Source organism: Thalassospira profundimaris WP0211 (genome assembly GCF_000300275.1).
In the GTDB taxonomy this organism is placed as follows: Bacteria; Pseudomonadota; Alphaproteobacteria; order Rhodospirillales; family Thalassospiraceae; genus Thalassospira; species Thalassospira profundimaris.
Window position 1 is genome coordinate 429,485 of the sequence record NZ_AMRN01000001.1, and the last position, 14,635, is coordinate 444,119.

Sequence of the window (14,635 nt, forward strand, 5' to 3'; positions counted from 1 at the left end):
AGGCGTTTAAAAGGTCTGGGCTTATCAAGTTGTGATCAGAAAACCTGATCGAAGCTTGCCGGGGCGGGCGCAATGACCTTTGCACCATCGGGCTGGACTTGCATGATGGCATAGCCACGTTCCGACTGACCATCCGGGGTCAGACGGAAGATACCGTCCACACCGACAAATCCACTTGGGTTGGTCAGCGTCTGCTGACTCATATTGTTTTCATCACGCGCCATAAGGGCCGCCAAAGCCGTGCTGTCATAGGCAAGGCTTGAAATACGCGGCGGCTGGCTGCCAAAGGTGCGCTCAAAACGGGCGGCAAACAGTTCCCAGTTTTCCGGGTTGGGGGCGGCAAAGATCCCGCCCTTAAGCGCCGGTTCGGAAAACAGGCCCGGATCGTTCCAGCCAAACGTTCCGATAAACTGCACCACCGATGGATCAACATCGAAATAGGCCAGAAGCGAGGAAACCTGACGCAACTCGCCACCGGTGGCCGGCAGGATCAGGGCATCAAAATCAAGCTCGCCAAAGGTATCGACCCCTTCAAGACGACGCAGCGCGCGTTTGGAACCGGCACTGCCATCGGCTTCAAGCTGTGCCTTGTGTGCACGCAGGTTCGCACGCCGCGCGTCATAATTGGCAAAGTCCCGAATGGTTTGCTGCAAATCTTCCGAACCGGGCTGATAGAACGCCACCCGGCCAAGGGTCCCGCCAACGCGCGAGACAACGGTATTAAGTCCGCTTGCGATCTGGCGGCCATAATCGTTTTGCGGCAGAAGGGCTGCGAAACGGTAACGCCCTTGCGTCGTGGCATAGCCCGCCGCACGGGCAATCTGGTCTTCCGGGATCAGGCCATTGACCCAAACGCCGCTTTCCGCCACCCGGCGATTGTTGGAAAAGGCCACTACCGGCACATTCGCCGATTTGGCAACTTCGCTCGCCCCACTTACCGATTCGGCAAATAGCGGGCCAAGGATCATCTTGGCACCGGCATCGACGGCCTCGCGCGCGGCATTCTGCCCGCCCTGATAGGTGCCAGCAGTATCGATCGGCATCAGGATGAAGTCATCACCGGCAATGTCAAACATGGCAAGTTCTGCGGCATGGCGCATCGCCCGGCCCAGTTCGCCGTGCTGACCTGACAGCGGCAACAACAACGCAACCCGCTTTTCAAAAACAGCCGCATCGTCATTATAAAGCAACGGCAGCTCAGCGCCCTCACCCTCGGGCAAGGCAGCATCACTTGGCCACGGGCTGGCATCGGGGATCAGGCCTTGATTGGGGGCACTGTTGGGATCAACGGTATTGCCGCCTGGCTGATTGGCACTTTCAACCGGCGCCCCATCACGTTGCATGCCGAAAAGGTCCGTGATACTCGTGGTCGCATTACAAGCGGTCAGCCCGAAAGAGAGGACAACCACAGATGCCGTCCGGCGCGCAATCCGGCCCCAAGCCGGAAATAGATCCGAAAACCGATCCCGATCTGACAACGCCTGACACGGCAGCGCCTCTTTCTGCATCCGATTCTGTGACGGATGACGTTTCGGACAACCCACTCTCACCTCCAGATAAGTCGTTTCGTCCGCAGGGTAATGCGGGCGAGGGTGCAAGTAAACATGATGAAAGCCATTTGCCGCTTTCAGCTGGTCTTTATCTTGTCGCTACTCCAATCGGAAATTTGGGCGATATTACGTTCAGGGCGCTTGAAATCCTCAAACGTGCCGATGTTATCCTGTGTGAAGACACCAGAACGTCGGGGAAATTGCTGTCGCGATATGGCGTGAAAACCAAGCGAATCGCCTATCACGAACATAACGCGGCCAAAATGCGCCCCGAAATCATGGACCGTCTGGGCAAGGGGCAGGGCCTTGCCCTTATTTCCGATGCCGGAACACCCTTGATCAATGATCCCGGCTACAAACTTGTACGCGACTGCAAGGCAGAAGGGTTCACCGTCACCGCCGCCCCGGGTGCGGCGTCACCGATTGTTGCCCTGATCCTGTCCGGCCTGCCGAGCGATCATTTCTTTTATGCCGGCTTCCTGCCGCCCAAATCGATGGCGCGCAAAAAGGAACTGGCGCGCTTTGCACCGATCCCGGGCAGCCTGATCTTTCTTGAAAGTCCCAAGCGACTGGCCGCAAGCCTGAACGATATGGCCGAGATGCTGGGCGGCACACGCGAAGCCGCCGTGACCCGCGAACTAACCAAAATGTTTGAAGAAGTCCGCAATGGCACACTTGCCGATCTGGCGGCGCATTATAATGAGGCCGGCGCCCCCAAAGGCGAGATCGTGGTGATTGTTGGCCCGGCCGATGCCAGCGAAAACGAACCAAGAGCCGAAGACATCGACGCGCGCCTAAGCGAGCTGATCAAAACCCACCGCACCAAGGATGCCGCCGATATTCTGGCCCGCGAAACCGGTCTTAAGAAGCGCGACCTTTATAATCGTGCCCTTGAACTCGCCAAGTCGGACCCGGATTGACCATGGCCCGATCCCGTCCTGTGCATGATGACACATCAAGCCGCAAGCGGGCGGAAAAGGCCGGACGCCGGGCGGAAAAACTTTGTGAATTCTGGTTGCGCCTGAAGGGCTATCGCATTCTGGCCATCCGCCACAAAAGCCCGGTCGGTGAAATCGATATCATTGCCAAGCGTGGAAATGTCATGGTCGCGATTGAGGTCAAAAACCGTGCCGACCGCACAACCGCCCTGCATGCTATTACCCCAAGGCAACAAAGCCGCATCGCCCGTGCCCTTGAAGCCTACGCGGGCAAGATCGGCCACACGGGTGACCTTCGCCTTGATCTGATGATTGTTCGAAATTGGGGCAGGATCGAGCATCTCAGGAACGCCTGGCAGGTTTCGTAAGCAGGCATTCCCGCAGTTTGTTGGCCTCAGGGATGCATTTTCGCACCCTTGGTGATCTTATCCACACTGCGTTTATCAGCATGAATGCCAATGCCAACAAATTTTACCGTTTCAGGATCCGCGTTGGCAAAAACATCCCGATTGGCCGCATCGTGGCCAGTGGCAAACATTTCCTCGATATAGGCCGATACCCGGACACCGCGGTTTAAGGCGCGCTGATGGATTTTCGCAATGGTATCGCCATCGGCGGCCAGAACGATGGCGGGCTGACGCGACAGCGGGTTATAGATATTCTGGTTGGCGTCGATGTAGGGCTCGCCGATGATATCGGGGGTTTGGGCAACAATGCCGCTCATCAGGAAGGCCGTCACATTCAGGGATTGCCAAGTTTCGAGGTCATTGCGCAAAATCAGGGCGACTTTGGTATCAAACATTCACTTCCTCCAATCGGTCGGATGATCCGGTAATGAAAGAAGCAATAGAACAGGCAGATGATCGCGGTATTGAACGTTTGTGCAAAAAGCGCGAACGCTTCGTTGCGGCCCCGACTGCACCCGGGATCGAGCGGATCGAAGCCCTGTTCTATGGCAATATGTTCACCCCGCATCGCCACGATACCTATGCGCTGGGCATCACCTTAAAAGGTGTCCAGACCTTTAATTATCGCGGGGAATTTCGCGCCAGCAATCCGGGTAATATCATCATCCTGCATCCTGACGAGCTGCATGACGGTGGGGCTGGGACCGAGGACGGATTGCAATATCGCATGCTGTATCTTGAACCCGCCCTGTTGCGATCGGGCCTTGATCACGAAGCCGATCCGCTGCCCTTTGTCGGTGAACCGGTTATTCAGGACCCGGTTTTGTGGTCGATCATGGCATCGGCTTTGGGGGAACTTGAAAGCGACATGGATCCGCTTTTGCGCGATCAGTTTGTCAGCGACATCGCCCGGCGCCTGTCATTGCATGCTAAGGCGCCGCTGAAACGCCCGCGCTTTACGGCCAGCCAAAGCATGGATCAGGTGCGCGCCTTTCTGGAAGATAACTTTGACCGTCCGGTTCAATCTGACGAGCTTGAACAAGTTGCCGGTATGGACCGTTTTCGCCTGATCCGGCATTTCCGTGCGCGGTTCGGAACCACACCTTATCGCTATTTGATGATGCGTCGCCTGCAAAAGGCGCGGGCATTGATGATGGTTGGGCAACCCCTGGCCGGAATTGCTGCCGAGACCGGATTTGCCGATCAAAGCCATTTCAACCGGCATTTCCGCCAGACTTATGGTGTGTCACCCGGGCGTTGGGCGGAATTGTTCGCCAGCAACAACCTGTGATCGTCGCCCTGCGACATCGATTTCAGGCACGAATTCGCAGAAAAATGCATTTTTACTGATAAACCGCCCAGTATTTTAAGTCTCTTTAACCCCCGCGGGCCATGATGGGTGTTGTAAGACTTGGGGGAACTGGACGAGACATCCGTTAATGTCACCAATAAGAATGGTCAATCGACCACTTGGCTTTGCCAGGGCACTTCTGCTGACGGGTATGTGCATTTTGCCGCTTTCGGGATGCACGCCTACATCCGTTGTGCTCGGAGCTGGCGCAACCGCCGGTGTTGCCGCCTTTCAGGAACGCGGCTTTAACGGTGCTGTCAGTGATACGGCAATCACCGCCCAGATCTGGCAGAAGTTTCTGGCACAGGACGAAAAACTGTTTCTCGATATCGAGATTGAAGTGGTTGAAGGTGAAGTTCTTTTGGCCGGTCAGGTGCCCACCGTGGCTGATCAACTTGAAGCTGTACGCCTAAGCTGGCAGGTTAGCGGAGTAAAAAGTGTTCATAACGAGATTGAGATCGGTGACGGCCTGACGCTTGTTGATAGTGCAAGTGATCTGTTGATCACCACCAAGATCAAGACTGCACTGATGTTTGACGGTGATGTTTTCGCCATCAATTACAGCGTCGAGACCGTCAATGGCACCGTCCATCTGATGGGAATTGCCCAGGACGACCATGAACGCAGTCGCGTGATTTCACATGCCCGGGACACCAGCTATGTCAAACGGGTTGTCAGTCATATCCGTCTGAAAGACGATGCCATCCGACAAGGAACCTGAGCCATCAGTACCGTAAGCCACATAACAGCACCGACCGATCCGGATCGCCAATGGCTTGTCGATTATGGCAAGGGCCTGAAACCTGACGCCAGCGTGGCCGAGGCAGCCCTGCATTTTGCCCGTCTGAATCAATCAAACGGCATTCATAAACGCGATGTCGCACCGTTCATTGCGATTTTGGATGATCTCGCCGATCAGGTCCGTGCCGAATTGGCGGGTCTGACCTTGCAGCCCGATCTTGCCACCGATGGCACGGCTCAGCAGGCCCTGCCGGTTGATGACAAGGAAGCCGAACCGACCATTGATCAGGTTGTGCGCGCCTTGCAGACCGTGATTGCCGAACGCAATGGCTTTCAAGGGGATGCGGAAAACTATGATGACATTGCCAATGCCGATCTGATGCAGGTGATCGAGCGCAAGCGTGGCCTGCCGGTTGCCCTTGGCATGCTCTATATCCACGCGGCCATGCGGTGCGGCATTGCCGTCACCGGCATTGATTTTCCCGGTCATTTCCTGCTGCGTGTGCAGGCCAATGGCAAACGCAAGATGATCGACCCGTTCCATGGCGCGATCAGTCTCGGCCCGGCAGAATTACGTGAATTGCTGAAGTCATTCAGCGGCCTTGATGCCGAACTGGCACCCCATCATTACCGGCCGTCATCCGACATCGATATTTTGTTACGGCTTCAAAACAATATAAAGGTACGGGCGCTTCGCGCCGGTGAGCTGGAGCTTGCAACCCGTGTTGTCGAACACAGTTTGCTGATCGCGCCGGACCATGAAGGGCTCTGGCATCAGCTTGGCGCGCTCTATGCCCGCCTTGACCAGGACCATATGGCGCTTGGTGCGTTTGAACAGTTCGTCAAACGTTGCGATGACCCGCTTCATCGCGCCCGGATCGAGGCGGTGATCGAAGAATTGTATGAAAGGGTCCGTCATGAAGCGGGCCCCGGAACCGCACATACGGAAAAGAACAAGGTCGTTGCGGACTACACCGACAAGGACGACACCGGATCGGCAGACGACAATGCCCCGATCCCGCTTTTCCCCGATAAATAACCCCGAAATAGCGCCCAAAAATCCTGTGCTGCGTGCCGGAAATGTCGCATTTTGCGAGATGTCCCTGACCAAGGTGCCACCATCCCGTTTGGTTGCGAAATAGCAGTTTGTCGTCCTTAGGATTAAATAAAGTTATTTAGATATCACATTATAGCATTTGTTATTTGCGTCTATCTAAAGACAAACCGGTTTGTCTTGAAACCTCTCCGTCGCAAAACCGCGCTAATTGGCGTTTCAAAATCATATAAATCTTCTTGTTTCGGTATTTTTGCGGGGTTTTCGCGCCATTTACGCGCTGTTACCTGCGAAAAACCTAAACAAAGCCCGAACCGTTGATTTCCGGGGCTTTGCGCCTAGCCGTTCTTGGCAGTGCGCATTCAAAATCAATTTTTGCAGTCGTGACCCGTAAATTCAAACCGGATCCAGATCGAATTTCACCGATCAACACCCAAAAAAACATCTTTTGCAGTTTTTTGGCGAAGTTAAGGACAGGTTAAACGACCGGGCACGAAACAGTTGCAAAGCTTGCACCGAAAATCGCATTCCCTATACTCCGCAACAGTCAGTATCAGGCGCACTGAAAATGACGAGGCCAACGCACGCGCGGCGTGGCTTGCCGGTATTTCATTGTGCCGTATAAATCAGGGTCTGAGCCCACATAACCGCAGGAATTTACTATATGAACGACACCAAATTCGACGTCGTCGGGATCGGCAACGCCATTGTCGACGTCCTTGCCCACTGCAAGGAAGAAGACCTTGCGCGTCTTGAGCTTGTCAAAAACGCCATGACCCTGATTGATGCCGACCGGGCCGATGCGCTTTATGACCAGATGGGCCCGGGCCTTGAAATGTCGGGCGGATCGGCTGGCAATACGATGGCCGGCATCGCAGCCCTTGGCGGCAAGGGTGCCTATATCGGCAAGGTGCGTGATGATCAGCTGGGCCAGGTTTTCCGCCATGACATCCGCGCGATTGGTGTCGCGTTTGATTCTGCGGCCGCGACCGAGGGTTCCCCGACGGCGCGTTGCCTGATCTTTGTCACCCCGGATGGTCACCGTACCATGAACACCTTCCTGGGTGCCTGCACAGAGCTTGGCCCGGATGATATTGACGAAGATCTGATCAAATCGGCCAAGGTCACCTACATGGAAGGCTATCTGTGGGATCGCCCCGAAGCCAAGGATGCTTTTGTTAAGGCCGCCAAGGTTGCCCATGATGCCGGTCGTCAGGTTTCGATCAGCCTGTCTGATTCCTTCTGCGTTGATCGCCACCGCGAATCCTTCCGCGAACTGGTCGATGACCATATCGACGTCCTGTTTGCCAACGAGGAAGAGATCAAGTCGCTTTACGAGGTCGAGACCTTTGAAGAGGCACTGGCCGAAGTCCGCAAGCATTGCCGCGTTGCTGCCCTGACCCGCAGTGAAAAGGGTGCCGTTATCGTAAGCCAGGACGAACTTTATGAAATCAGTGCCGAACCGGTCGCCAAAGTAGTCGACACCACGGGTGCTGGCGATCTGTTCGCGTCGGGCTTCCTGTATGGCTACACCCAGGGTCACACCCTTGAGATTTGTGGTCAGCTGGGTGCGATCTGCGCGGCTGAGGTGATTTCGCATATGGGTGCGCGCCCGGATGCGGATCTCAAGGAACTGATCGCAAAGGCACTCTGATCGCTCTTTTATATAAAGAGTGCGGATGTTTGAAAGATTTCACGGGACGGCAACAATTTGTTGCCGTCCCGTTTTTTCTGTCGCAAAGGCCGGGTTTGCATGGCGCTGCAGCGCAACACAATCATTGACTTTGTCCAGAGTTTGGCGCAAACAGCCCGCATTGCAGAATAATCAACCCGACATGGCGCTTACAACGCTGGCCTTTCGCCTTAACATTGGCTATGACAGGGCGGCCTTCGGGTATATCTGCACGATTACGATCCGGGCCAGTAAACATTCAGCACATACGTTGATGTGGGTTTCCCACCGGTGATACCGGCGGCAACCATCGCGCTTGTTGCTGAATATCTACTGGCCTTGAAACACTTACTTACTGACCGATGCGCATGGGCATGACCCGGCGCGCGGCATTTTTATTTCTGGAGTCCGCGCCCATGAGCTTGCGCAATATCGCCATCATCGCCCACGTTGACCACGGCAAAACCACGCTGGTCGATTCCATGTTCCGCCAGTCCGGTGTCTATCGTGACAACCAGCGTGTTGACGAACGCGCCATGGACAGCAACGACCTGGAACGTGAACGTGGCATCACCATCGTCGCGAAACCGACAGCCGTTCAGTGGGGCGACACCCGCGTAAACATCGTCGATACCCCAGGCCACGCCGATTTCGGTGGTGAAGTCGAACGTATCCTGTCCATGGTTGAAGGTGTTGTTCTGCTGGTTGACTCGGCCGAAGGCCCGATGCCGCAGACCAAATTCGTTCTGGGCAAGGCGCTTAAACTCGGTCTGAAGCCGATTGTGATCATCAACAAGATCGACCGTCCGGACCAGCGCGCCGAGGAAGTCCTCGACGAGATTTTCGATCTGTTCGTGTCGCTCGAAGCATCCGAAGAACAGCTCGACTTCCCGGTTCTGTACGCATCCGGCCGTGACGGCTGGGCAGCTGAAAACCCGGAAGGCCCGAAAGAAAACCTGACCCCGCTGATGGAACTGGTTCTGAGCCACGTTCCGGCACCGGACGTTGATGAAAAAGCACCGTTTGCCATGCTGGCAACCATGCTGCATGCCGATAACTTCCTTGGTCGTATTCTGACCGGTCGTGTTTATCAGGGTCGTGCGAAACTCAACATGCCGGTGAAGGTTATTCGTGGCGATGGCACGGTTGAAACCGGCCGTCTGTCGAAACTGATGGGCTTCCGTGGTCTGGAACGTGTCCCGCAGGAAGAAGCCGTTGCCGGTGACATCATCGCGATTGCCGGTCTTACCGAAGCAACCGTGGCTGACACCATCTGCTCCACCGAAGTTACCACCGCAATCGAAAGCCAGCCGATCGATCCGCCGACCCTGGCGATGACCTTCTCGGTCAACAACTCGCCGCTGGCCGGTCAGGAAGGCGACAAGGTTACCTCGCGCATGATCCGTGCCCGTCTGGAACGCGAAGCCGAAGGTAACATCGCGATCAAGATCGGTGAAACCGAAGACAAGGACGCGTTTGAAGTTGCCGGTCGTGGCGAACTTCAGCTGGGCGTTCTGGTGGAAACCATGCGTCGCGAAGGGTTCGAACTGTCGATCTCGCGTCCGCGCGTTCTGTTCAAGGAAATCGACGGTGTTCTGTCCGAACCGTTCGAAGAAGTCCAGGTTGACGTTGACGAGGAATATTCCGGCGTCGTGGTCGAGAAAATGAGCCTGCGTAAGGCTGAAATGACCGACATGCGTTCTTCTGGTGGCGGCAAGACCCGTATCATCTTTATTGCGCCTTCACGTGGCCTGATCGGGTATCACGGTGAATTCCTGACCGATACCCGCGGCACCGGCGTTATGAACCGCGTGTTCCATTCCTATGGCCCGGTCAAGGGCTCTATCGCGGGCCGTCGTAACGGTGCGCTGATCTCCAACGATCAGGGCGAAGCAGTGGCCTATGCCCTGTTTAACCTTGAAGATCGTGGCATCATGTTCATCGAACATGGCGAACGCGTCTATCAGGGCATGATCATTGGTGAACACAACCGTGACAACGACCTTGAAGTCAACGTGCTCAAGGGCAAGAAGCTGACCAACGTTCGTGCGTCGGGCAAGGACGAAGCTGTTACGCTGACCCCGCCGCGTCGTATGTCGCTTGAAGAAGCGCTGTCTTACATTCAGGACGATGAACTGGTCGAAGTGACCCCGAAAAGCGTTCGTATCCGTAAGCTGCACCTTGATCCGAACGTGCGTAAGCGCGAAAGCCGCAAGAAAGAAGGCTAAGCCTTTCCCTTGCCAAGCCGAATTCAAAAAGGCCGGTCCATATGGATCGGCCTTTTTGCTGTTCGCGTTTTCGCCACACAGCCCGATGTTTCGGCTTTCCTTAACCTGTTTGCCCTAGCTTCATGACAGCATGCTTCAAGTTGGGGGAAATCGATGCGCAGCGCAGAAAAACGAAGCTGGGGCGAGGCCTTTGGGGCCTTTATTCATCCGCGCGTGATCACGATGCTGTTTCTGGGACTGTCGGCCGGCATTCCCATCCTTCTGATTTTCTCCACCCTGTCGATCTGGCTGCGCGAAGCGGGTGTGGATCGTTCCACCGTCACCTATTTCAGTTGGGCGGCACTTGGCTATTCCTTCAAGTTTGTCTGGGCACCGCTGATTGACCGGCTGCCCTTGCCGGTTTTGCACGGCATTCTGGGCCGTCGGCGTAGCTGGCTGATCATTGCCCAGGGCGGCATCATCGCCGCCATCCTGTGGATGGGACTGACCGACCCGGCAGAAAACCTGACCATGATGGCCTTCGCCGCGGTTGCGCTTGGTTTTGCCTCGGCCACCCAGGACATTGTTATTGACGCCTATCGCATCGAGGCCGCCGATACTGACCTTCAGGCGATGATGAGTTCGGCCTATATCGGTGGCTATCGCATCGGCATGATCGTCGCTGGTGCCGGGGCCCTGACCATTGCCGGATTGTTTGAGGCCGAAGGTACCTATCAACACCATGCCTGGACGGTGGCCTATGCCTGCATGGCGCTTGCGATGTGTGTGGGCGTGATCACCACCCTTCTTGTCAGCGAGCCCAAGGTCGTAAAGCTCGACAGCAAATATTTCCACGAAACATCGGACTATGTCCGGTTTCTGGCGATGTTCGCGCTTACCGTGATCGCCTTCATCCTTGCCAATGTCTATGCCGGGGAAATCACCAATCCGCTGAAAACCGCCCTGACTGATGGCGGCATGATCAGCGAGCAGTCAGGCTTCATTGCCGGTACCGTCAAACTGGCCATTTCGGTCGGATTTGCCATCCTTGTTGCCTGGCTCACCACCCGGGTTGGCCTGACACCGACCGGCATGGTTCAGGAAACCTACATCTCGCCGGTCAAGGACTTCATCGACCGCTATGGCAAGGCGGCCATCGTCATCCTGGCCCTGATCGGGGTGTATCGCATCGCCGATATCGTCATGGGCGTGATGGCCAACGTGTTTTACACCGACCTTGGTTATTCCAAGGAAGAAATCGCCGCCGTTTCCAAGACATTCGGCCTGTTCATGACCATTGGCGGCAGTTTCCTGGGCGGGGTTCTGTCGGTCCGCTATGGCGTGGTGCGGATCCTGTTTCTTGGCGCGTTGTTATCGGCAATCACCAATGTCCTGTTTGCCTTCATGGCACAGCTTGGCCCCGACACCACGATGTTTGTCGTTGTCATCATGGCCGATAACCTTTCGGGTGGTCTCGCAACGGCAGCCTTCATCGCCTATCTGTCCGGCCTGACCAATATCTCGTTCACGGCCATGCAGTACGCAATCTTCAGTTCGATCATGACCCTGTTCCCGAAAATCCTTGCCGGCTTCTCGGGCACGGTGGTTGATGCGGTCGGATATAGCTGGTTCTTTGTCGGCACTGCCGTGATCGGCATTCCGGTGCTTTATCTTGTTGTTCTGGCGGCCCGCCTGACCGATGTAAAGGACCCTGAAGAACCCAAGACTGCCGAAGCCTGATCAGATCAGAAACCAAATCCGGCCCACCGACGGGTCCACTATCCCAAAACAAAACCGGACGCCCAATCAGGCGTCCGGTTTTTAAAATCTTGTTTCTGTTACGGGGGTTACCCGCCACTCACTGACCTTTTCAGGCTGCCTGTTCGGCCTCGTCCTGGGTCAGCAATGCGTAAATCGCATCTGCAGATCCGGCACCGCGGAGCTTGTCACACATGCCCTGGTTGCGCAGCAGACGGGAAATCCGTGCCAGTGCTTTCAGGTGATCGGCACCGGCTTCTTCAGGCGCAATCAGCATGCAGAAAAGGTCGACCGGGTGTTCATCAACCGCATCAAACTCGATCGGATTGCCTGCACGGGCAAAAACCATATACAGGCGGTCCAGATCATTGAGCTTGCCATGCGGAATCGCGACACCGCCACCGACACCGGTACTGCCAAGCTTTTCACGGTCAAGCAGGACAGAGAAAATCTCGCTTGCAGGGCGGCCGGTAACTTCGGCGGCCTTTTCGGCAAGTTCCTCAAGCACAGCCTTCTTCGCACCGGCACGCAGTGCCGGAATAACTCCGGACGGAGTAAGAATAGATGATATGTCCATTTTTCGCGTTGCGTTGTTTGGCTCGGAATCTGTGTCTGTCACGCGCCACTCGCTTCATTATCGTTTGGGTCCAACCAGCCGATATTTCCGTCCGAGCGACGGTAGACAACGTTCAGTCCGCCATGTTTGCCATTCCGGAACATAAGCGCCGGAATGTCCCCCAAGTCGAGCCGCATGACAGCTTCCCCAACGGAAAGCGTATCGATGCGATCGGGTGTCTCGGCAACAATCACTGGCTCGAAGCCATTTGTGTGATTATCGTCCGTTTGATCTTCATCTTCCTGTGCGATCACATAGTGGATCGCCTCCAGGCGAGCCTCCTCATAGTGGTCACGGGTTGCGTGATGGTCACGCAGGCGTCGTTTATAACGCCGCAACTGTTTGGCCACTCTGTCACAGGCGGCATCAAACGCGGGATAAACCTCGTTCGCTGATGCCTTGGCCTGAACCATCATGCCCTTGCCGACATGGACCGAAATCTGCGCGTGATAGAGATGTGCCTGTTTGGTGACAGTCACCGTGGCTTCAATCGCGTGATCGAAATACTTCTCTACTGCAGGGTCCAAGGTCTCGACGACGTGCTGGCGAAAAGCATCGCCAACGTCAAGTTGCTTACCGATAACCGTAATTTGCATGGATCGCCTATCCCCGGTTGAGTGACATACCAGTTTGGTGCCCCTCTCGTAGGTGGGCGCACCATATTCCCTCGTCATTACCAAGTCAAGATATGGGTATGTTCCCTTGAATTACAGCACCTTAAGGTGCGTTTTTTCGATAAATTCGTGCTAGGAAGCACGTGATTTTTTCTCGCGCCGACGCTGCACTGACGATGGGATGCGCATCGCTTCGCGGTATTTTGCCACTGTTCGACGCGCGATGTCGATCCCTTCCTTGCCCAGAAGCTCAACCAGTTTATCATCCGACAAAATCTTCTTGGGTTCTTCGTTGTCGATCAAGGACTTGATCCGGTGACGCACCGCTTCGGACGAATAGGCATCGCCACCATCTGAAGATGAAATTGCCGTGGTGAAGAAATATTTCAGCTCGAACATGCCGCGCGGCGTCGACATGAACTTGCCGTTGGTCACACGTGAAACCGTACTTTCATGCATGCCGATTGCTTCGGCGATGTCACGCAGGATCAGAGGCCGCAGATGCGCAACCCCGTGGGTAAAGAACCCGTCCTGCTGGCGCACGATCTCGCTGGCCACTTTCATGATCGTGGTCGCACGCTGATGCAGCGCCTTGACCAGCCAGTTCGCACTTTGCAGCTTCTCGCTCATGAAGCCGCGCTCTTCGCGATCGCGCAGGCCCGAGCCGATTTGGGCGACATAGTCTTCATTGACCAGAACCCGCGGCAGGGCTTCGGAATTCAGTTCCAGATGCCAGTTGCCATTGCCCGCCGCACGCATCAAAACGTCCGGGATCACCGGGGTTGCGATTTCGCCATCAGCGGTCTTGCCCGGGCGCGGATCAAGGGTTTTGATCTCGGCGATCATGTCATGGAGATCATCCGAATCGACGCCGCACACCCGACGCAGGCGATCAAAGTCCCGCTTGGCCAGCAAATCAAGATTGGCCAGAAGGGCCGCCATCGCCGGATCAAACCGGTTGAGTTCACGCAGTTGCAATTCCAGGCATTCCGCCAGATCGCGGGCAAAAATGCCAACCGGGTCAAAGCCCTGCATGACCTTCAGAACGCGTTCGACATCCGCGATATCGCATTCAAGGGATTCGGAAACTTCATCAAGATCGCCGCTGATATAGCCGTTTTCATCAAGCATATCGATCAGGTAACTGCCGATCATACGCGACGTGGCATCGGCAAAGGCGATATTGAGCTGATCATCAAGGGTCTGGCGCAATGTTGCTTCATCGGCCAGCGTCTGTTCAAGCCCCGGAAGGTCATCCCCACCCGCGGCCGAACCGCCAGCACCGCCACCGGCCCCACCACTATAGGGCGCGGAATAATCGTGACTGCCTGAAACCGGTTCACCGTTGCGGGTGATTTCACCCTCACCGCCATAAAGCGCATCACTTGAAACATCCAGCGGGCCGTCATCACTGCCCATGGTTTCGCTGGATGTCAGGCGATCGGTGCCGAACCGGTCATCGCGGTCCGTGAAATTATCGTTTGATCGGCTATCAAGGCCTTCATCGCCATTGCCAACCGCACCATCACCGGCCTCGGCATAGGTCTGGCCGGGATCGGCCCGCTCCAACAGCGGGTTTTCCATCAGTTCACTGTCGATGAAATTGGAAAGCTCAATATTATTGAATTGCAGCAGTTTGATTGCCTGCTGCAGCTGGGGAGTCATGACAAGTGACTGGGACTGGCGTAGATCCAGACGCGCCTTCAGGGCCATTTATGCACTACCCC

13 protein-coding genes are annotated in these 14,635 nt (G+C 55.7%); 8 read left to right on the forward strand and 5 right to left on the reverse strand.

From position 1 onward, the window contains the following. Positions 1–35 precede the first annotated feature (35 nt). Positions 36–1,343, reverse strand: coding sequence for a penicillin-binding protein activator (locus tag TH2_RS01825; RefSeq protein ID WP_008888684.1), 1,308 nt, complete (start codon positions 1,341–1,343; stop codon positions 36–38). Positions 1,344–1,411: 68 nt separating this feature from the next. Here TH2_RS01825 and rsmI point away from each other — a divergent pair, with 68 nt between their 5' ends. Next, positions 1,412–2,470: a 16S rRNA (cytidine(1402)-2'-O)-methyltransferase gene (gene rsmI, locus TH2_RS01830; protein ID WP_008888685.1), complete on the forward strand. Its 1,059-nt coding sequence runs from the start codon at positions 1,412–1,414 to the stop codon at positions 2,468–2,470. 2 nt (positions 2,471–2,472) lie between these two features. Further along, entirely contained in the window at positions 2,473–2,856 is a 384-nt protein-coding gene (locus TH2_RS01835; protein ID WP_008888686.1) for a YraN family protein, read from the forward strand. 26 nt (positions 2,857–2,882) lie between these two features. On the opposite strand, the gene TH2_RS01840 is transcribed toward TH2_RS01835, so the two are convergent. Continuing rightward, on the reverse strand, positions 2,883–3,290 hold the full coding sequence (locus tag TH2_RS01840; RefSeq protein ID WP_008888687.1) for a DUF2000 family protein: 408 nt from the start codon (positions 3,288–3,290) through the stop codon (positions 2,883–2,885). Positions 3,291–3,322: 32 nt separating this feature from the next. Between TH2_RS01840 and TH2_RS01845 the strand changes: the two genes are divergently transcribed. From TH2_RS01845 to TH2_RS01870, 6 genes are all read left to right on the forward strand, one after another. Beyond that, a complete protein-coding gene (locus TH2_RS01845) occupies positions 3,323–4,186 on the forward strand; it encodes an AraC family transcriptional regulator (RefSeq protein WP_008888688.1) in 864 nt (287 codons plus the stop codon). Between the two features lie 148 nt (positions 4,187–4,334). Continuing rightward, the gene (locus TH2_RS01850; protein ID WP_143588679.1) at positions 4,335–4,967 is read left to right on the forward strand and encodes a BON domain-containing protein; all 633 of its coding nucleotides are present in this window, start codon (positions 4,335–4,337) and stop codon (positions 4,965–4,967) included. Between the two features lie 93 nt (positions 4,968–5,060). After that, the gene (locus tag TH2_RS01855; RefSeq protein ID WP_008888690.1) at positions 5,061–6,026 is read left to right on the forward strand and encodes a SirB1 family protein; all 966 of its coding nucleotides are present in this window, start codon (positions 5,061–5,063) and stop codon (positions 6,024–6,026) included. A 679-nt stretch (positions 6,027–6,705) separates the two neighbouring features. Continuing rightward, positions 6,706–7,695 (forward strand): adenosine kinase, encoded by a 990-nt coding sequence (locus TH2_RS01860; protein WP_008888691.1) that lies wholly within the window; start codon positions 6,706–6,708, stop codon positions 7,693–7,695. Positions 7,696–8,129: 434 nt separating this feature from the next. Continuing rightward, positions 8,130–9,941 carry a translational GTPase TypA gene (gene typA / locus TH2_RS01865; protein ID WP_008888692.1) on the forward strand — a complete coding sequence of 604 codons (1,812 nt, stop codon included), beginning with the start codon at positions 8,130–8,132 and terminating at the stop codon, positions 9,939–9,941. Between the two features lie 153 nt (positions 9,942–10,094). Next, positions 10,095–11,660 carry an AmpG family muropeptide MFS transporter gene (locus tag TH2_RS01870; protein ID WP_008888693.1) on the forward strand — a complete coding sequence of 522 codons (1,566 nt, stop codon included), beginning with the start codon at positions 10,095–10,097 and terminating at the stop codon, positions 11,658–11,660. 130 nt (positions 11,661–11,790) lie between these two features. On the opposite strand, the gene ptsN is transcribed toward TH2_RS01870, so the two are convergent. From ptsN to rpoN, 3 genes are all read right to left on the reverse strand, one after another. Beyond that, a complete protein-coding gene (gene ptsN, locus TH2_RS01875) occupies positions 11,791–12,255 on the reverse strand; it encodes a PTS IIA-like nitrogen regulatory protein PtsN (RefSeq protein ID WP_008888694.1) in 465 nt (154 codons plus the stop codon). A 38-nt stretch (positions 12,256–12,293) separates the two neighbouring features. Next, on the reverse strand, positions 12,294–12,890 hold the full coding sequence (hpf, locus tag TH2_RS01880; RefSeq protein WP_008888695.1) for a ribosome hibernation-promoting factor, HPF/YfiA family: 597 nt from the start codon (positions 12,888–12,890) through the stop codon (positions 12,294–12,296). A 150-nt stretch (positions 12,891–13,040) separates the two neighbouring features. After that, positions 13,041–14,621 carry an RNA polymerase factor sigma-54 gene (gene rpoN, locus TH2_RS01885; protein ID WP_008888696.1) on the reverse strand — a complete coding sequence of 527 codons (1,581 nt, stop codon included), beginning with the start codon at positions 14,619–14,621 and terminating at the stop codon, positions 13,041–13,043. Between the last annotated feature and the right edge of the window lie 14 nt (positions 14,622–14,635).